This is a genomic window from Haloarcula quadrata (assembly GCF_003634715.1).
Lineage (GTDB): Archaea > Halobacteriota > Halobacteria > Halobacteriales > Haloarculaceae > Haloarcula > Haloarcula marismortui.
Genome location: NZ_RBWW01000001.1, coordinates 1,053,016 through 1,072,605 on the forward strand (window position 1 = coordinate 1,053,016; position 19,590 = coordinate 1,072,605).

15 protein-coding genes are annotated in these 19,590 nt (G+C 63.1%); 7 read left to right on the top strand and 8 right to left on the bottom strand.

What is annotated here, in order from left to right:
- Positions 1-12: 12 nt before the first annotated feature.
- Both BDK61_RS05515 and BDK61_RS05520 read right to left on the bottom strand, forming a co-directional pair.
- Positions 13-1,083, bottom strand: a complete 1,071-nt coding sequence (locus tag BDK61_RS05515) for a phosphotransferase family protein (RefSeq protein ID WP_121302520.1) — start codon at positions 1,081-1,083, stop codon at positions 13-15.
- A gap of 43 nt (positions 1,084-1,126) precedes the next feature.
- Positions 1,127-1,921 carry an enoyl-CoA hydratase/isomerase family protein gene (locus BDK61_RS05520; protein ID WP_121302522.1) on the bottom strand — a complete coding sequence of 265 codons (795 nt, stop codon included), beginning with the start codon at positions 1,919-1,921 and terminating at the stop codon, positions 1,127-1,129.
- A gap of 171 nt (positions 1,922-2,092) precedes the next feature.
- Between BDK61_RS05520 and BDK61_RS05525 the strand changes: the two genes are divergently transcribed.
- A complete protein-coding gene (locus tag BDK61_RS05525) occupies positions 2,093-3,748 on the top strand; it encodes a long-chain-fatty-acid--CoA ligase (RefSeq protein ID WP_004958228.1) in 1,656 nt (551 codons plus the stop codon).
- Between the two features lie 147 nt (positions 3,749-3,895).
- Positions 3,896-4,957, top strand: a complete 1,062-nt coding sequence (locus BDK61_RS05530; RefSeq protein WP_121302524.1) for a zinc-dependent alcohol dehydrogenase family protein — start codon at positions 3,896-3,898, stop codon at positions 4,955-4,957.
- A 33-nt stretch (positions 4,958-4,990) separates the two neighbouring features.
- Here BDK61_RS05530 and BDK61_RS05535 read toward each other — a convergent pair whose 3' ends face one another.
- Positions 4,991-5,806: an aminoglycoside N(3)-acetyltransferase gene (locus BDK61_RS05535; RefSeq protein ID WP_121302526.1), complete on the bottom strand. Its 816-nt coding sequence runs from the start codon at positions 5,804-5,806 to the stop codon at positions 4,991-4,993.
- Between the two features lie 94 nt (positions 5,807-5,900).
- Entirely contained in the window at positions 5,901-7,370 is a 1,470-nt protein-coding gene (locus tag BDK61_RS05540; protein ID WP_121302528.1) for an aldehyde dehydrogenase family protein, read from the bottom strand.
- 82 nt (positions 7,371-7,452) lie between these two features.
- Here BDK61_RS05540 and BDK61_RS05545 point away from each other — a divergent pair, with 82 nt between their 5' ends.
- Positions 7,453-8,616, top strand: a complete 1,164-nt coding sequence (locus tag BDK61_RS05545) for an acyl-CoA dehydrogenase family protein (RefSeq protein ID WP_004958220.1) — start codon at positions 7,453-7,455, stop codon at positions 8,614-8,616.
- A 58-nt stretch (positions 8,617-8,674) separates the two neighbouring features.
- Here BDK61_RS05545 and BDK61_RS05550 read toward each other — a convergent pair whose 3' ends face one another.
- The gene (locus tag BDK61_RS05550; protein ID WP_121303900.1) at positions 8,675-9,445 is read right to left on the bottom strand and encodes an IclR family transcriptional regulator; all 771 of its coding nucleotides are present in this window, start codon (positions 9,443-9,445) and stop codon (positions 8,675-8,677) included.
- A gap of 150 nt (positions 9,446-9,595) precedes the next feature.
- Here BDK61_RS05550 and BDK61_RS05555 point away from each other — a divergent pair, with 150 nt between their 5' ends.
- Together BDK61_RS05555 and BDK61_RS05560 are read left to right on the top strand one after the other, a co-directional pair.
- Positions 9,596-10,726 carry a serine hydrolase domain-containing protein gene (locus BDK61_RS05555; RefSeq protein WP_121302530.1) on the top strand — a complete coding sequence of 377 codons (1,131 nt, stop codon included), beginning with the start codon at positions 9,596-9,598 and terminating at the stop codon, positions 10,724-10,726.
- 123 nt (positions 10,727-10,849) lie between these two features.
- Positions 10,850-12,148, top strand: coding sequence for a DUF362 domain-containing protein (locus BDK61_RS05560; protein ID WP_121302532.1), 1,299 nt, complete (start codon positions 10,850-10,852; stop codon positions 12,146-12,148).
- Positions 12,149-12,707: 559 nt separating this feature from the next.
- On the opposite strand, the gene BDK61_RS05565 is transcribed toward BDK61_RS05560, so the two are convergent.
- The gene (locus BDK61_RS05565; protein ID WP_121302534.1) at positions 12,708-15,746 is read right to left on the bottom strand and encodes an FAD-binding and (Fe-S)-binding domain-containing protein; all 3,039 of its coding nucleotides are present in this window, start codon (positions 15,744-15,746) and stop codon (positions 12,708-12,710) included.
- 102 nt (positions 15,747-15,848) lie between these two features.
- Between BDK61_RS05565 and BDK61_RS05570 the strand changes: the two genes are divergently transcribed.
- Positions 15,849-16,229, top strand: a complete 381-nt coding sequence (locus BDK61_RS05570; RefSeq protein ID WP_049944606.1) for a VOC family protein — start codon at positions 15,849-15,851, stop codon at positions 16,227-16,229.
- Positions 16,230-16,272: 43 nt separating this feature from the next.
- Here BDK61_RS05570 and aceB read toward each other — a convergent pair whose 3' ends face one another.
- The gene (aceB, locus tag BDK61_RS05575) at positions 16,273-17,580 is read right to left on the bottom strand and encodes a malate synthase AceB (RefSeq protein WP_004958208.1); all 1,308 of its coding nucleotides are present in this window, start codon (positions 17,578-17,580) and stop codon (positions 16,273-16,275) included.
- A gap of 413 nt (positions 17,581-17,993) precedes the next feature.
- Between aceB and BDK61_RS05580 the strand changes: the two genes are divergently transcribed.
- Positions 17,994-18,758: an IclR family transcriptional regulator gene (locus BDK61_RS05580; RefSeq protein WP_004958206.1), complete on the top strand. Its 765-nt coding sequence runs from the start codon at positions 17,994-17,996 to the stop codon at positions 18,756-18,758.
- Between the two features lie 486 nt (positions 18,759-19,244).
- Here the strand turns inward: BDK61_RS05580 and BDK61_RS05585 are convergent, their stop codons facing one another.
- Entirely contained in the window at positions 19,245-19,580 is a 336-nt protein-coding gene (locus BDK61_RS05585; protein ID WP_121302536.1) for a hypothetical protein, read from the bottom strand.
- Between the last annotated feature and the right edge of the window lie 10 nt (positions 19,581-19,590).

Sequence of the window (19,590 nt, forward strand, 5' to 3'; positions counted from 1 at the left end):
ATTTTGTCTCTGTTAGAGCGGTTCGTCGCCCTCAATAATCCGAACCGCACGGTTGGCCAGCGCGGGGACGCGGTCCTCCATCAGCGGGTAGAACGGGTCGTCGGCGTTGCCCTCCAGATAGCGGCGGTAGAACATCTCACCAAGGGCGGCGAGCTTGTACACGGCGAGCGTGCGGTAGAACCGCTCGTGTTCGAAAGTCAGGCCGGTCTGGGCTTCCCAGCGGTCGACCAGGTCTTGCCGGGTCGGATACCCCGGCGCTTCGATAAACTCCATTGCGAGGTCGGGAATCTCCGGCTCGGGGTCCTTGGCGTCGCGCCAGTACGAGAGCAGCCAGCCGAGGTCGGCCCGTGGGTCGCCCAGTGTCGCCATCTCCCAGTCGAAGACAGCGGCGAGTTCGGGGTCAGCACCGGGGCCGAACATCACGTTGTCGAGCTTGTAATCGCCATGCACCAGTGTCTTGGGGTGGTCGTCAGGGCACTCGTCCTGCAGCCACGAGCCGACCCGCTCCAGTTTCGGGACAGTGCGGGACTCGGCCGTCCGTTCGAACGCCCACGCCAGTTGTTTCCCCCAGCGCGTGACCTGCCGCTTTGCATACCCTTTCGCACGGCCGAGGCCGGACAGGCCGACGGATTCGGGGTCCACTTCGTGGATGGCCGCGAGGGTGTCCACCAGTTCGGTGCCGACGGCCTCTCGGGCGTCGTCGTTCGCGAAGCGCTCCGGTTCTTCGTCTCGGATGACGGTCCCCTCGACGCGGGCCATGACGTAGAAATCGCTCCCGATGACCTCGTGGTCATCACAGGCTGTCACCGTCGGCGGGACCGGCACAGCTGTGTCCTGTAGCGCGTCGATGACGCGATACTCCCGCAACACGTCGTGGGCCGTCTCGGCGGTTTGACCGGGTGGAGGCCGCCTGACGACCAGTTCCCGGTCGCCCCAGGTGACAAACAGTGTCTCGTTGGAGTGGCCTTGCTCGTGGCGCGCAACGTCGAACGTCTCGACCGGGCCTATTTCCCTCGTGAAAAACGATTCGAGGGCGTCCTCGTCGACCAGCCGTTGGTAGTAGTCGCTGCTGCGTTCCGTCATGGCACCTGCTTCACCGCCCTGTTATGAAAAACTGCGGGTCGTGTCACCGTCCGACGAACTCCGGTCGGCGGTCGGTCAGGAACGCCTCGACACCCTCCTCGTGGTCGGCCGTCTCGAAGACGATGCCCTGTGCCGTCGCCTCGTCGCGCTGGGCGCGGTCGAAGGACTTCTCCAGCCCGTCCTGAATCAGTCGCTTCGAGTGTCGGAGGGCAACGGTCGGCCCATTGGCGATACGGCTGACGGTCGCCGCGACTTCGGACTCGAACGACTCGGAGTCGTAGACGTGGTTGAACAGGCCCAGTTCTGCGGCTCGCTCGGCATCCAGTATCTCGCCAGTGAATACGAGTTCCTTTGCGACGTTCGTCCCGACAATGCGGGGAAGCAGATACGATGTGCCGGCATCGACGCTGAGGCCGACCTGCCGGAACACGAAACCGATGCTGGCCGACTCGCTCGCCAGCTGGATGTCACAGGCGATAGCGAGGTTCGCGCCGGCCCCGACGGCCGACCCGTCGACCTTTGCGACGGTCGGGACCGGCAGTGCGACGACTCTGGCGATGGTGTCGCGGGTCCGACGAGCCAGTTCGCTGACGGCGTCGTCGGTCGGGTCGTCGTTCGTGAGCCGCTCGCTCATTCCCTCGATGTCGCCGCCGGCCGAGAACGACTCGCCGGTGCCCTCGATGACGACACACCGAACATCGGACGCAGTCTCGATGGTATCGAGGTGGCGCTCCAAGGCGTCGTATACGGGCTGTGTGAGTGCGTTCCGCGTTTCCGGTTCGTTCAGCGTCAGCGTGGCGATGCCGTCGGTGATGGAGAGCAGTACGGACTCGCTCACTGGATATCACTCCGTTGTCGCTGCATGGGGTCGCTTCACATGGTTCCGGTATAAATTTACCGCTGGTTCACAGTTTCAGACAGCGCTGGCCACGAACTGTGGGTGGCACGCCGAGGGTTACCACAGCGAGCAGGGCTAGTTTTAACATATCGGTGTGTGTTGACACGGAGTATGCCAGGTGGTGCACCACTCAACCTCCGGTCATTCCTGTGGCGTGGCGAAAACGTGTTCCCCGACAGCGAGATCGTCTCGCGGACACATCAGGGGATTCACCGATACACAATAGCGGAGTACGCCGAGCGCGTGCGGAAGCTGGCTTCGGCCCTCGAACAGGCAGGTATCGAACGTGGCGACAGGGTCGGGACGTTCGCCTGGAACAACCACTGGCATCAGGAGGCCTACTACGGCGTCGCCTGCATGGGCGCACAGGTCCACATGATTAACCTCCTCCTGCCCGACGAGCATATTCAACACATTGTAGCCGACGCCGAGGACGAAATCCTCATCGTCGACCCCGTCATGCTGGAAAAGCTGGAAGGGGCCTACGACGAGGAGGCCTTTGATTCCGTCGAGCAGTACATCGTGATGGGTGACACCGTCCCCGAAACGTCGCTGGAGCCGGTCGTCGACTACGAATCGTTCATCGCCGACGGCGACCCCGATTACTCCTTCCCGCAACTGCCCGAGGACCAGCCGGCGGGGATGTGCTACACGTCCGGGACAACAGGCAAGCCCAAAGGCGTCGAGTACACCCAGAAGATGTACTGGACGCAGGTCATGTCGCTGATGACCAGCGAGGCCGGTATCAAGACCGACGACGTGGAACTGACGTACGTCCCAATGTTCCACGTCAGCGGCTGGTGTCGCCCGTTCACGACTATCGCTGCCGGAGCCAAGACGGTCCTCCCGGGGCCGAACCCGTCGGCCGAGGACCTGGCGAAGCTCATCGAGGAAGAGGACGTGACCGTCTCCGCCGCGGTCCCGACCGTCTTCATGGACCTGCTCGAGTACGCCCGCGAGAGCGACGTGGACTTCTCGTCGGTTCGGTACTTCACCAGCGGCGGGTCCGCGACGCCGCGGTCGCTGATGGAAGACTACAAGCAGGAGTTCGATGTAGACCTCATCTCCGGCTACGGCATGACCGAAACGTCACCGGTCACGCACGCCTACGAACCCAAGCCCGGAATGACCGATCTGCCGGAGGAGGAGCTGTTCGACCTGCGGAGCCACTCCGCGGGGCTTCCGATTGCCGGACTGGAGTTCAAAGTCGTCAACACCGACGGCGAGGAAGTACCCTGGGACGGCGAGTCGCTGGGCGAACTCTGGATGCGTGGCCCGTGGGTCACACAGGAGTACTACAACGCCCCCGACGCGACCGAACAGGCCGTCACCGACGACGGCTGGTTCAAGACCGGTGACATTGTCCGGGTGAGTCCGGAGGGGTACGTCGACGTAGTCGACCGGATGGACGACCTCGTCAAGAGCGGCGGCGAGTGGATCGCCAGCGTCGAGGTCGAAAACGCGGTTATGGGTCACGACGAGGTCGTCGAAGCCGCCGTTGTCCCTGTCCCCCACGAACGGTGGGACGAACGCCCCGCCGCGTTCGTCGTTACACGCGATGCTGTGTCCGACGAAGCCGCGCTCCGGCAGGAAATCAAAGACCTCGTCGCCGAGTCGTATCCGTCGTGGTGGGTCCCCGACGCCATCCGTCTGGTCGACGGGATCCCCAAGGGTGCGACCGGGAAGTTCTCCAAGCAGACGCTCCGTGACGAGTACGTCGACGAGTCGGTCATCGAAACCGTCGCCGAGAACGCTCCGGCGACGTAACTCGGCCATACCGTGGCAGAGCGTTCTGGCTGTCAGGTATCGTTTCGACGGCGGCGTTCTCGATACCGTGCAGCCACCGCCACTGAGCCAGCCACAACAGGTCCGCCCGTGAATAGGTATTTATGATAGTCCTGTGACTCTTGTGGTATGCGAGCAGCTGTCATTGAGGAGCACGGCGAACCGCTCACGATTCAGGATGTGCCCTATCCGGAGCCCCAGCCGGACCAGGTCGTCATCGAGACAGAAGCCTGTGGAGTCTGCCGGAGCGACTGGCACGCTTGGCAGGGGGACTGGGAGTGGTTCGGCATCCAGACCGGTCCCGGGCAGATTCTGGGCCACGAGCCGGCCGGGATCGTCGCCGACGTGGGCGCGGACGTCGAACAGTTCTCCGAGGGGGACCGCGTTACGGCCCCGTTCCACCTCGGCGACGGGTCGTGCCAGTACTGCCAGCGCGGGCACGTTAATATCTGCGAGACATCGATGCCGCTCGGATTCCTCGACGCCGCACCGGGAGCGTTCGCCGAGGCGTTCCCTGTCCGCGAAGCCGACTTCAACTGCGTCACGCTGCCGGACGCAGTCGACTTCACCGAGATGGCTGGGCTTGGCTGTCGGTTCATGACGGCATACCACGCGCTGACCGACCGGGCGGACCTCAGGCCGGGCGACGCCGTTGCGATCCACGGCTGTGGCGGCGTTGGGCTCTCGGCAGTCCATATCGCCGATGCGCTCGGGGCCGAACCGATTGCGGTCGACGTCCAGGACCGCAAACTCGACCGGGCGCGGGACCTCGGCGCGGCGGCGACAATCAACGCTGCCGAGGCGGACAACGTCCCCGGTGAGGTTCACGCAGTCACGGACGGCGGGGCCGATGTGGCAATCGACGCGCTGGGTATCCCGGAGACTTGTCGCAACGCTGTTGGCTCGCTGGGCAAGCAGGGCACCCACGTGCAGGTCGGGCTCACGACTGACGAGGAGGCCGGGGAAATCTCGCTTCCGGTGGATACGATGACCCTGCAAGAAATCGATTTCCACGGCTCCTACGGGATGCCGCCGGTTCGCTACGACGAACTGTTCCGGCTCATCGACGCCGGGACGCTCGACCCCTCTCAGATCGTCGGGGAGACGCTCGCACTCGAAGACGTGCCGGCCACTCTCTCGTCGATGGGTGAGTACGAGACGGTCGGCATCCCCGTTATCGACGAGTTCTGAGACACGCCGGCACTGCTCCGTGGTCGCTGATACCTACGAACGATTTGCTGTCAGCCACTCGACAGCGAAGTCCACCATCGGCTGTTGTGCGAGGAGTTTCGACTCGCCGACGCCGACAGTCCCCGTCTCGACGGCGCTGGGGTGTGCACGCTCGAATGCATCGCCGCAGGCCTGAAAATCCGTATCGGTGAGTTCGATGTCCGTCCACTGGCGCCATTCGCGCTCGCCCTCAGCAAGTACGGCACTGGCGTGTTTTGTCGTGTCGGCGTCGATATCGGCGCGGTACTCAGCGAGGTGCAGCGAGGTGTTTGTCGCATGTGAGGTTCCAAGAAACAGGACTCCCCCGGCACGGTCGTAGACCGCTGACAGCGGTGAGGCTTCCCCGAGCGAGTAGTCGTAGGCGTGCCCGCCAGCGATGGCCTCGGCGTCGGTCCCCCATGCGGCGAATGAATGCTGTGGGTGGTCGCTCCGGTGGACAGCTGGATACGTGCGAAAACACTCGGCGATTGCACCCATTCCCTGCGTTGGCGTCACTGCTGGTCGGTACGGTGGGAACTGCTCGCGAATTGTGTCGGCCCACGAGTCTGGGACTGGTGGGTTCCCCATATTATCGGGGTCCCTGTTGCCGGGTGAGTGCGTTGGCATCACTACCGTCCCGCTTTCGGTGACGACACGCTGCAGGGCGTCTACCACCGCTGGTGCGCCACCACAGACCCATCCCAGCTCGGACAGCGACCCGTGGACCAGTACTGTTTCCCCGCGTTCGAGACCCAGCGTCCGGAGGTCATGTGCTATCGAATCCACGGTGACCGGTTCCGCTGAACGGTCGCTTGGTCGCGGCGTATCCATAGGCGATGCTAGCCGAAAGCGGGCATAAGTTTCGTGTTCCCGGAGACACCGAGCCGCTGTTGTGGGTTACTGCCGTGGCCCCGAATCGACTGGCTTAGAGCAGCTGGTAGTCGCGCTCTTCGTGCTGGACGGAGATCCACTTGGTCTCGGTCAGTTCGTCCATGATCCACTCACCGTTGTACCGGCCGAGGCCGGAGTTTTTCATCCCGCCGAACGGGGCGTTGGGTTCGTCCTGAATCGGATGGTCGTTGACGTGGACCATCCCGGCGTCGATCTGGTCGGCGATGGACCGCCCGTGTTCGATATCGTCGCTGTACACGCCTGCAGCGAGGCCGTACTCGGTGTCGTTTGCGAGTTCGACGGCTTCCTCGTCGGACTCGAAGGGGATGACTGGAGCGACGGGGCCGAAGTGTTCGTTACAGGCCGCGGACATATCGTTGGTACACCCCGAGAGGACGGTCGGTTCGAGGAACAGGTCCTCGACCTCGCCGCCTGTTTCCAGCGTCGCGCCGGCATCGACAGTCTGTTCGATGAACGAGGTAAGCTGCTTGACCTGACTCTCGTTGATGATCGGACCGAACTCCACGTCCTCGTCCAGCGGGTTCCCGATAGTCAGTGACTCCGCGTGTTCGACGAGCTTCTCGACGTACTCATCGTAGACATCCTCGTGGACGAGGTGGCGGTTAATCGAGATACACACCTGTCCCTGATGGCCGAACGCGCCGACAGAGCCGGCCTTGGCGGCTGCCTCGATATCGGCGTCCTCGGTGACGACGAACGGTCCGTTCCCACCGAGTTCAAGCGCCGGGAGCGCGAGCGCGTCCCCGGCCTGACTGGCCACGGACCTGCCGACCGCCGTCGACCCGGTGAACGACATCACGCGGGCGGTCGGATGGCCGGCCATCCGGTCGCCGATGTCGGAGCCGTGGCCCGTGACGACGTTGACGACGCCGTCCGGGAGACCGGCTTCCTCGGCAATGTCGGCCAGCAGGAGGCCGCCGGTAATCGGCGTGTCCGTTGCGGGCTTGATGACGACAGTGTTCCCCAGTGCGAGCGCGGGACCGAGCGCTCGCGTCGTGAGGTGCAGTGGGAAGTTCCACGGCGAAATAATCCCGACGACCCCAGCGGGCTCGCGGACGATGTGATGGTCCTTGTCTTCGTGATACATCGAATCGCGCACCTCTTCCTCCGGCGGGACCATTTCCAGTGCGCTCTGGAAGTCCGCCATGGCGAAGTTGGCCTCGGCAGTCGCTTTGGCCTGAACACTGCCCGACTCCGTCGCGAGCAGTTCGACGATCTCGTCGAGTCGTTCCTGCATTACCCCGATCATCGCCTGAACGTACTCGTTGCGTTCCTCGCGCGACAGCGCCGCCCAGTCGGACTGGGCCGCCTCGGCGGCCTGATAGGCATCGTTGACATCGCCTTCCGTTCCGGCGGGTACCGCCGCGATTTCATCGCCTGTCGCGGGGTTAGTCACCGGAATCGTCTCAGATGTGCCAGCGTCTCTCCATTCACCGTCGATGTACAGTCGGTCCCACGCCGTCTGGCTATCTGGTTGTGACATTCCATAGTATCGACAGCGCCACGGACTTTTAGCACTTTGGCACCAGGCAAACGCTTAATTGAACCCCGGCCACAGGTCCTATATGATCGATTACCTCGGTCTCGAAGGCGACCTCGGCGAGGAAGAGCGGATGGTCCGTGACACAGCCCGGGACTTCGTCGAGAACGAAGTCAAGCCGGATGTCGGGCAGCACTGGATCGACGGCACGTTCCCGACGGACCTCATCACCGAGATGGGCGAACTCGGGTTCTACGCCCCGAACCTCGATGGGTACGGCCTTCCGGGGCTCAGTGAGACGGCGTACGGCCTTCTGCTGCAGGAACTGGAGGCTGGCGACAGCGGCCTGCGCTCGATGGCCAGCGTACAGGGTGCGCTCGTCATGTACCCGATTCACGCCTACGGTAGCGACGCCCAGAAGGAGGAATGGCTGCCGGCGCTCGGCAGCGGCGAGCGGGTGGGCTGTTTCGGTCTGACCGAGCCCGAACACGGATCGAACCCGTCGGCGATGGAGACGACGGCCGAGCGCGACGCTGACGGCTACGTCCTGAACGGCTCGAAGACATGGATCACGAACGCGCCTATCAGCGACCTCGCAGTGGTATGGGCAAAAGTCACGTCCGCCGACGGCAACCCCGTGCGGGGTTTCCTCGTCGAAACGGACCGTGACGGCGTGACGACGAACAAGATCGACGAGAAGCTCTCGTTGCGGGCATCGATTACCGGTGAGATCAGTCTGCAGAACGCCCGCGTCCCCGAGGAGAACGTTCTGCCGGGCGTCGAGGGAATGAAGGGGCCGCTGTCCTGCCTCACGCAGGCCCGCTACGGCATCGCTTGGGGGACGGTGGGGGCCGCGATGGACTGTTTCGAGACCGCCCACGAGTACGCCACCGACCGCGAGCAGTTCGGCAAACCGATCGCCGGCTATCAGCTCCAGCAGGAGAAGCTCGCGGAGATGGCGACCCAGATATCGCTGGGCCAGTTGCTCGCCCACCGGCTCGCTGACCTGAAGGAACGCGGTGACCTCCGCCCGGAACAGGTGTCGATGGCAAAACGCAACAACGCGCGGATGGCCCGCGAGCAGTCACGGGTGGCCCGCGAGATGCTTGGCGGCAACGGCATCACGGCTGATTACTCCCCGATGCGGCACCTGACGAACCTCGAAACAGTCTACACCTACGAGGGGACGCACGACATTCACTCGCTCATTATCGGGCACGATCTGACCGGCATCCCGGCCTTCGAGTAGGGACTGTCCGACATATTCCGGTATGTGGAACGACCGGGCCGACGCGAAACAGCACTTCTCAATCGTACGTGAGGTCGATCTTCAGCTCGCTGGCTTTCCGTTCCAGCAGATCGGGGTACGTCGATTCGATGTCGTCCTGGCTCACCCGGCCATTCGGCCCGAAGACGCTCAACGCGCCGATGAGGTCGTCCTCGTGGTTGTACACCGGGACACCTGCCGCCCGCAGGCCATCCATGTGTTCGGACATATTGGTCGCATAACCCCGCTCGCGGACCTGTTCGAGTTCCTCGAACAGCGCGTCCCGGTCGGTGATCGTGTTCGCCGTCAGTCCGTCAAGGGGCGTGGTTTCGACGAACTCCTCGATGCGTTCGTCAGCCCACTCCGCGAGAATGGCTTTCCCTGCGGCGAGCGCGTGCAGTGGCCGGCGTTTGCCGATCATCGTGTCGCTCTGGAGCGGATTCCGGCCGCCGGCCCGGTGCAGGTACACGCCCTCGAACCCCTCCTCGACCAGAAACAGGGCTCGCTCGTCGGTCTCTATCGCCAACTCGATGACTTTCTGTTTGGCGACGAGATAGCCCGGCCGCCGTATGCGCGGCGGTTCGCTGAGTTGCAGAAACCGCAGTGAGAGCCGGTACTCCCTGTCCTCCTCGACGAGATAGTCCATGTCGTGCAGCGTCTTGAGGTGCCGATACACCGTGCTCTTTGCTAGACCCGTCTCCGCCCGGATGTCCGCGATTGTCGCGCCTCCCGCGTCCCGAATCAGCGCTAGAATCTCGAACGACGTCCGGGTCGTCGATACCTCGGACGTTCCGTTCTTGTTTTCGAGCATACGGAGTTGTGACCGCTTAGTGACATCAACGTTTCGCATAATCGACCATGATGGTCTGACAGCTCGAACGCAATCAGTAGCCGTCCGCTGCTCGATTCCGCGACCGAACAGAACCTAACTTCTATTATCTCGCCGGAGCCAAGACAAGGTATGCCACAACTCAGCGAAGACGCCATCGAACAGCTCCGGGCTCAGTTCGACCGACAACTCGAGGTCGGACTGCACCACGGCGCACAGCTGGCGGTGTACATCGACGGCGACCTCGTCGTCGACTTCGCCGGCGGTTCTACGGGCCCCGACGGCGACGAAACGACGCCCGAGACGCGTCACGTACTGTTCTCCTGTACGAAGCCGTTCGCCGGCGTCGGCCTGCACCAGCTCGTCGAGCAGGGCGAACTCGACTACGACGACCGGGTCGTCGAGCACTGGCCGGAGTTTGCCGACGACGGCACGCAGAAAGCATCCATTACAGTCCGGCAGGTACTCAGCCACACCGCCGGCCTCCCCTTCGGTGAGTTCGACGAACAGTACGAAAGCTGGGGCGACTGGGACGCTGTCGTCGCGGCGATGGAGGACATCGAACCTGTGTTCGAGCCCGGAACGACGCCAGCGTATCACGTCATCAACTACGGCTGGCTGGTCGGCGAACTCATCCGCCGCTGTAGCGGCCAGCCGGTCGAGGAGTACGTCGCGGAGCACGTGTTCGAGCCGCTGGGGATGGACCACACCGGTATCGGTCTGCGGGATGACGAGTCCGACGACGTGGCGACTCTGGCCGGCTACGAAGCGTTCGAGCGGTGTCACGACGTCGAAGAAGGGCTCGAGGACCCTGCCGCATACGCCGGAGCGTTCAATCAGGAAGCGATGCGCCGGGCAGTGATCCCCGCGGCTAACGGCATCGGTACGGCACGGGACATGGCCCGGTTCTACGCCTGTCTCGCCAACGGCGGGTCACTGGACGGGACGCAACTGCTGACCGAAGCGACCGTCGACGAAGCGACCACGACTCACGCCGAAACCGAGTCCGACGGCACGCTGTCGCGCCCGGCCCGCTACGGCCTTGGCGTCTGGACCGGCGGGCTCGCCGCCGACATGTTCGGGGCCGCCAGCAAAGAGCGGATGTTCGGCCACGCCGGCCTCGGGAGTTCCTTCGGATGGGGCGACCCTGAACTGAACGTCGGGTTCGCGCTCGTCACGAACGGTATCCGCGACGAGTCCTTCGAACACGCCGCTCGCGTCGGCCAGCTTTCCGACGCCGTCCGGCTGTTGTTGCAGGACTGACTGCGCCGGTCTGGGGGTTGCCGTCGTAGGCATTCCTGATCGTTCGGGTCGATGTCCGTATCCCCGGTCACCATAGAGCTGGGCGACCCCGGTTTTTGTATGGCTCGGCACTGATCCTCCGATATGAACTTCCCCGACCGAGGCGACGTGGACGCCCTCATTGACCCACAACCGCTGCCGGACTTCGCTCGTGTCCAGTACGAGCCAGAGACAGCCGCCGTTGACGACCCGTCTGCCGCGGCGCGGACCGAACTCGACCGGCTCGACTTCGACGGGCTGGAACCCGGTGCGACTGTCGCCGTCGCCGTCGGCAGCCGCGGCATCCACCGTATCGACGACATCGTCGAGACTGTCGTTGCGGATATCCGTGATCGGGGCTTCGAGCCGGTCGTCGTCCCGGCGATGGGGAGCCACGGCGGGGCAACGCCCGAGGGCCAGTGCGAGGTGCTGGAGAGTCTGGGTATCACCGAACCACGCCTGGATGCCCCCATCGACGCCCGGATGGACACTGCACAGGTCGACACCGTTACTGTCGGTGACACCGAGTTTCCGGTCCACGTCTCGACGGCGGCACAGGAAGCGGATGCCGTGGTCGTCGTGAACCGGGTGAAACCCCATACCAACTACAGCGGCCGCATCGAGAGTGGTCTGATGAAGATGACCGTCGTCGGGCTGGGCAAGCAACACGGCGCGAAGGCGTTCCACTCGACAGCCATCAAGGAGGGGTACGTGGAGACGCTGGAAGCTGCACTCCCGGTTGTTGAGTCGGCGCTGCCGCTGGTCGGCGGCGTGGCGCTGGTCGAGAACTTCCACGAGGAGACGGCCCACGTCGAGGCGATTCCAGCGGGCTCGTTCACCGACCGTGAGCCAGCGCTGCTGGAACAGGCCTACGACGAGATGGCGACGCTCCCGGTCGACGACATCGACCTGCTCGTCGTCGACGAGCTCGGCAAGGACGTCTCCGGCGCGGGAATGGACACGAACGTCATCGGCCGCTACCGCGTCCTCAACGCGCCGGACCCCGACGAGCCGTCGATCAAGCTGCTGTACGCCCGCGGGCTCACCGAGGCGACGAAGGGCAACGGCAACGGCATCGGGCTGGCCGACATCACCCGACAGGCTGCCCTCGACCAGCTGGACCTGCAGAAGACGTACGCGAATGCACTCACCAGCGGGTCGACGGCGAAGGCGAAGCTCCCCCTCGTTGCGCCGGACGACGAGTTTGCTATCCGGACGGCGCTGTCCGCGCTCGGCGGCTACGATCCTGACACTGTCCGCATCGTCTGGATACAGACCACACAGGACCTCTCGATGCTCCACGTCTCCGAGCCGCTTGTCGATGAGTTGCCAGCCGCCGCCGAAGTCACCGATCTCGAGTCGCTTGCGTTTAGCGACGGGACAGCGTCGTTTAACCGGGAGTGACCCATCGGTATCGGCGGCCCCGTCATGCCGCTGAAACAATTTCTAACAACTGTACATCCGTTTCTCTGACCGGCTGTGTCGCTGTGCTCCGCTGTGGCTCAGACCGGACTGCAATCCGTACCAGTGTGAGAGCTAAAGCAGGGATGGATACTGAATTTCCACGCCGATACTGTGTCATAACAAACTCGTATATACTATGTGTGTGCACATAGAACCTATATCTCAGTAAAAGCTGTCTTCTGAATACATTATCGAGCGTTAAGGTGCTAAAACTCAAAATAAAATTTCAAATGCCGAGAAAAGAGATGTATATCCTATTGGTGTAAGCCTGGCAGTAGATACCCAGTCTGAAAACACGGTCGTCTCCGGCCGGCAGCCGGCGATATCATCGGAGTCCGCCCGCGACAGCGCAAGCAGTGCATCCGGTGTTTAGCTTATCGCTGCCGTTGTGCTCCAGCGGCTTCCGGCAGGGAACGAACGTCCAGATTCCGCGTCCAGCCATCGCGATGTCCACCCCTGTTGCCGAGAGCGCTCAGCGAGTTCTCGCGTTGCCGCGAGATTATGATGTCGTCGTCTCCGGCACGCGCTCGGCGACGACTTCGATAGGATGGGGCGGAATCTCGTCGACGCCGTCGCGGTCACCCAGCTGCGAGCGGCAGGAGCCGCCCGGAGCAACGACACGGTCGCCATCGCTTTCTTCGACCTTGTCGAACAGCAGCCGCCCGATCGTTTTCGAGAGGTCGTAGTGCTCGTCGTGGTAGCCGAAGCTTCCGGCCATGCCACAACACGTCGAGTCCAGCGGGTCAACCTCGTAGCCGACGCGGCGCATGACGCCGACGGCGTGGTGGTCCTTGTTGGTCCCCTTCTGGTTACAGTGGCCGTGGTAGCTGACCGCGCCGGCAGCTCCCAGTGAGCGGTCCTCGACCGGCAGCGCGTCGTCGAGTCGGAACGTGTCGAGGTATTCCAGCACGCCGTAGGCGCTGTCGGCCACCTGCGACACTGCCGACCCGTCGAGTAAGTCCAGATATTCGTCCTGGAACATCACGGCGTCGGAGGGCTCGACGAAGACGATGTCCCACCCCTCTGTGACGCGGTCCGCCAGCCGGTCCGTGTTCGTCTCGGCTCGGTCGCGGGCCACGTCCAGCATTCCGGTGGAGTACGCCGCTCGCCCGGACGGCGCGGTGTTGTCCGGAATGGTGACGTGGACGCCTGCGGCTTCCAGCGTTTCGACGGCGGCCTTGCCGGCCGTCGGGTACGAGTAGTTCGTGTACGTATCGGGGAACAGCAGGACTTTGCGGTCGGCTTCGGCCCGCGAGACAGTCGAGCCACCGCGTGCATCGAACCAGTCTTGGAGTGTCTCCCGGCTGAAGCTGGGGAGTTCGCGCTCCGGCGCGATGCCGAACAGTTTCTGCATAACGGCCCGCGCGCCCGGAATGTCTGTCGCCCAGTTCGAAATCGGTGCCAGCGCCGACCCGATCTTCGAGGCAGTGTCGATGTTAGCAAACAGGCGTTCCCGGAGGCTGGCCCCCTCCGCTTCGTGGTGCTGGTGTTTCAGTTCGGTCTTGAGTTTCGCCATATCGACGCCGGTCGGGCAGTCGCTCTTGCAGCCCTTGCAGCCGACACAGAGGTCGAGCACTTCCTCCTGGAAGCGGTCGGAGTGAATCTCGTCTTCGTCTAGGTCGCCACTAATAGCCGACCGGAGGAGGTTCGCGCGGCCCCGCGTCGTCTGGACCTCCTCCTCCGAGGCGCGGTATGTCGGACACATCACGTCTCCGTCGGTCTGGCGGCAGGTCCCACAGCCGTTACACAGTTCGACGAGCTCCGAGAAGCCGCCTTCGTCCTCGAAGTCCAGCGTCGTCTGTGGCTCCAGAGACTGGTAGTCGGGCCCGTACCGGAGGTTCTCGCGCATGTCCGCACCGACCCCTCGGTCGGCATCAGGGCCGATATCCGCCGGCCCGTCGCGGTAGACGACGTTGCCCGGGTGCATCCACCACTGCGGATCGAAGGCCGTCTTGACCTGTTTGAACGCATCCCAGAGCGTCTCGCCGTACATCTTGGGCGTGAACTCCGTTCGGGCCATCCCGTCGCCGTGCTCACCGGAGAACGACCCATTGTGTTCGAGCACGAGGTCGGTCACGTCGTCGGTGATGGAGTGCATGTCTTCGATACCGGATTCCTCCTTCAGGTTGAGAATCGGGCGGATGTGGAGTGTTCCGGAGCCGGCGTGGGCGAAGTACGCGGCCGAGGTGTCGTGGTCGGCCAGCACCTCCTCGAACTTCTCGACGTACTCGGCCAGTTCGGCGGGCGGGACCGTCGCGTCCTCGATGAACGGGTACGGTTTGGGGTCGCCGTCCATGGACATCAGGAGCGGAATCGCGGCTTTGCGGAGCTTCCAGAGGTCAGCCTGGTCGGCGTCGGTGTAGGCTTCCACCACGTCAAAGGCCGCTCCGTTATCGAGGAACCGTTCGTTGGTCCGCGCGATGGCCGCCTCGAAGTCATCGTGCAATTCCGAGTCGTATTCGAGCATCAACGCCGCGGCCGCTCGGTCCGGAATCGGGTCGACGTACTCGGCGTAGCCGTCGGAGCCGGCTGCGAGCCTGAACATCTCGTCGTCCATCAACTCGACCGCGCTGACATCGTAGTCAAGCGCGACCGGGACAGCCCGCATCGCATCGGGAAGCGTGTCAAAGCAGTACAGCGCCAGCGCGGTCTCCTCGGGGACGGTCACCAGCGAAAGTTCGGCTTCGACAATGACCCCGAGGGTCCCCTCGCTCCCGACAAACAGCTTCGCGAGGTTCAGCACGCGCTCGCCGTCGTCGTTTTCGTAGATAACGCGGTCGAGGTTGTAGCCAGACACCCGGCGCTTGAGGTCAGGGTAGCGGTCCTCGATTTCGTTGGCGTTCTCCTCGACGACTTCGCGGACCGTCTGATAGATGTCGGCCTCGCGGTCGTCCTTGCTCACGATATCGTCCCACTCCGGTGAGTCGATAACGACCTCCCGGGCGTGGATGAGCGAGCCGTCAGAGAGGACAGCTTTCACTGCATCGGTGTAGGCATCGGTGATGCCGTACCTGACGGAGTGTGCGCCGGTAGAGTTGTTTCCGATGCCGCCGCCCACCGAGGCGCGGTTCGACGACGCCGGGTCCGGCGCGAACTTGAGACCGTAGTTGGCCAGCGTGTCGTCTAAGTCGTCCTGCACCACACCGGGCTGGATGTGCGCCGTCTGCTCGTCCGGCCGAATATCGAGGATATCGTCCATGTGCCGGGACATGTCCAGAACGACACAGCCCGGGCCGACGGTCTGCCCGGCGAGCGACGACCCGGTCCCGCGGGGCAGTATCGGAACGCCGTGGCTCGTCGCAACCTCGACAGCCGCCCGCACGTCGTCGATATCCGTCGGATACACGACCCCTGTCGGTTCGGCACGGTAGATGCTCCCGTCCGTTGCGTACAGAATCCGGGCGTATTCGTCGAACTCAACCCCACCTGTGACGCGTGCACGGAGCGCTTCCGCTAGATCCCGATACGCGTCGACATCCGGTCGATTCAGGTCCAGTTCCTGTGCTGACCAGGTGTCCTCGACATTTTCGATCGCCATACGAGCATTCAGGAGTAATAATCATTAAAGTCTGTGGCATGCGGTCACAATTCGCTTTACGTAGCCCGCCAGCTATTTGACGCAGGGCACTGGAAGCGATGTATGGGCAATGCAAGCATCCTTCATATGTGCCTGAACGTGGCCGACGCCACAGCATCGATCGCGTTCTACGAGCAGTTCGGCTTCGAGGAGTCCTGGCAGTTCACCACGCCGGACGGCGAGACGACGAACTACTACGTGGCCGACGACAGCGGCGTCGAACTGCAACTGTCAGAAACGGACGGGGAGACGAGCTTCGAGATGGGGTCCGGCTGGGACCATCTCGCTCTCGGCGTGGACGACGTCGACGCAACGGTCGACCGCATCGACCACCACGGCGTCGTCAAAGAGCCCGGCCCACAGCCGGAGGCCGGCGCGTACACGGCCTTCGTCGCGGACCCTGACGGCCATCACGTCGAACTCATCGAACCGCTGGAAGACTGAATCGCGCCCACGGCGTTTCGAGTGACGAAACGGTACGTATCCGTCAGTTCCCGACGGCCGTGGCGCGTTCGACGATGTCAGCGCCGTACATCTCCGCCAGTTCCTCGTGCTGGTCCGGCCGGTGCTCGTACACGTCCTGGAACAGCGTAATTGGCGTCTGGGCGGCCTGATAGGTCGCTTCGTCCCACATCCGGTCCTTGCTGATGTCGACTTCGACGCCGTTGATGACCAGCGTGGCGGCCTGAGTCATCGCGATGGCTCCCTTGCCGGCCTCCTTCGCGGCCTCGAACTCCTCCATCGAGTCGACGATGTCGGTCATGCTGGGGATGTACGCGGTGCGGTCGAGCAGTTCCTCGGTGAGTTCGTCCTCGTCCAGTTCCAGCCGGTCACCGCCCGCCTGCAGAACATAGCCGCCGTCGCTGACCTCCTCAAGCGAGAGGTCGTCGCCGTCGTACACCTGCTTGCCGTCCTGTGCCTCGAGTTCGACCTCCTGACCGCCGGCTTCGAGGAGCCAGCTCCCAGTCTTCGGCGGGAGCGGAGCAGTGTTCGCCTCCACGACTTGCCCCGGCGTCAGCGACCAGATGCCAGTCATCCCCTTCGCGCGGTTGTCCTTCATCCGCTCGCGGTACCCCTCGACGTCGCGGATATCGTCGTAGGGGCCGTCGACGGCGATGAGGCCGGCGGCGCTGGCACCGCGGGAGGTGTTGTGGCGCAGTTCCGGCCACGGCGGGAGTTCGCCGGTAGGCGTCATCGCGCGCATATCCTTCGTGTAGTCGACCTCGCCGTCGACCAGCAGGAACATGCGTTCGAGGTTGTTCGAGGGCTTGCCCATCTCCTCGCGCAGGTCGCCCATCGCCAGTTCGGCCTCGCCGCTCTCGACGATGACCGACATGGAGAGGCTACCCTCTTCGAGCCCGTGCTCGTGCTCGATGATGGTGAAGAACTCGTCGGCCTTCTTCCAGTCGTCGATGTCGCCGACTTCCGGGATGACGAAGCCGTCGATGTGTTCGACTGCGCCGTTCTCAGGGTCCGTGATCTCCAGCATCTGCTGGAAGCCTTGGTAGCGGGTCGCCGGGGACTCGCGGTGCCAGACGACGCGCGGGTGGATCTCACCGGGGAACTCAGCGCCCTGGTTGGCGACGACGTCGATGATGTTCTCGACACCCTCGGCGCGCATATTCGGTGCCGTCGCGTCCTCGTTATCCGGGACCCAGACATCCGGGGCCTGCAGGCCGCGGAGCTGGCCGGCGCTTCGCAGCATCTTCGCGGAATCCTCCTCACCGTCCACCGCTGTCGGCGAGGTAAAGAACGTTCTGACGAACTCGCGGTCGTAGTGTCGCGTCACACTCATAACTCATCTCAAAAAACCCAACGGAGCCGCTTAAATCTACCGTCCACCATCGACCGAATCATCAACGAGAGCGGTCGCTCCACCGTCTCTCAGTAGATTCGAAAATACGAAATACCTATGCTATGTTACCTTTCATTACTTCTCCGCTCGGACGACACAACGGTCAACGGCGTACACTGGTCTGTCGGTATCTCGTGGCCGTTCGGTCGCCACATTAGGGAGCCCCCGGCGACTTCAACTGGTGGTTTCGCGCCAATGACCCGATTTTCCGTTTCGTCTTTTCGAATACCTGTGCCGGTCGAAAAGCTCGATGACGCACACTTTGCCGTATGTGTCGCCCCGGAAGCTACCGCAGAGCGGTTGTCACAGTCGATACGGCAATTTTATTCGAGCGGCGGCAGAACTGATGACTAATGACACGGGCAAAAACGGACTCGGTCCGGGCGACGCAGACTTCGCTGGCGGTACTCTCGGGTATCAAAGACCTCGGTGGGAGTGCGACGCTGGTCGAACTCGCTGACTCGCTGGAGCCGGCCAAGAGCACGATATACAAACACCTGGTGACGCTGGAAGACGAGGGACTGGTCGTCGAACGGGACGGCGAGTACCGAATCGGGCTCCGGTGGCTGGAGTTCGGCGGCATGGCACAGCGCTATGACGGTATCTACGAAGTCGCAAAGCCCGAGGTCAGACGGATGGCCGTCGAGACCGGCGAACTGGCGAACCTGATGATCGAAGAGCAGGGCTACGGCATCTACATCCACACGACCAGCGGCGACCAGGCAGTCGCGCTCGATACGCGCCTCGGGAAGCGCATCCACCTCCACAAGACCGCCATCGGCAAAGCGCTCCTGTCGAGTTTCGATGACGAGCGGGTCGCAGAAATCATCGAAACTCGCGGGCTGCCGGCCGAGACGGACAACACTATCACAGACCGCGAGACGCTGTTCGCGGAACTGGAGACGATCCGAGAACGCGGCGTCGCCGACGACACCGAGGAGCGGGTTGACGGCACCGGGTGTGTCGGGGTTCCTATCGATACCGGCGACCGCCGCGAGGCCGCCATCAGCATCACCGCGCCCATCAACCGGTTGCAATCGCCGGGCCGCAAGGCACAACTCATCGACACGGTACAACAGGCTGCTAACGTCATTGAGGTCAATCTGGCCCACGAGTAACCACTCTGTCTATCGTCAGGTCAACCGAGTTCCGTTGCCGACACCTGACCGATACCGGTCGAATCTAATACTCGTACAGCTGTTATTCGACAGCCGAGTCCCCGTCCCGTGGTGGACAGGTCGGCCTGCATCAGAGAAGGACACTCCGCTCCAGATATATCCATACAACCTCAGACTCTGACTATTGTAGCCCCGAATAGTGTCTTACAGCCTATTTCGTGGAGAGAAATTTACTAGATGAGCCCAGATAGCTAAAAAATAGACTTTTATAGGTATAATATGGGTACAGAAATAGGGTCAGACTGTAAATTGGCTATAAAACTCGAGTGAAGATTTTGAGCGCTGAAATGAGATGCATATCTGCCAGATATATCTATCTATCAACACGCATCGGTGTCATTTGTCGCTACCCAGAGTCCTAAACAGAGTTGCTGGAAGACCACCGGCTGGTGTTGTGACTGGACTGTTCTTGTGAGGAGCGAACGATTATGGGTACCACAGACTCACGGCGAGGATACCGAAGTACGTTGTGAGCCCCCAGCACGCCGCAGCGACGACGATTGGTCCCAGAAGGACTGCGAACCCGCCAGCAACACCCAGAAGCGCGACAGCCGAAGCCGTCCGCACGCCGCGGCGCTCCCACAGCGACGCCACAGGTGTGTCGAGCACAAACAGCGCTTCGACACCTAGTGCGCCGATTACCCCGACAGCGACGGCGGATTCGGCCCAGAGCGTGTCGAGTGCGCCGGCCCGGCGCAGATACGCGACGAGCACCAGTCCACAGAGCAGCGCAAACCCGGCATCGCGTCGGTAGTCGGGCACAAAGGTGGTA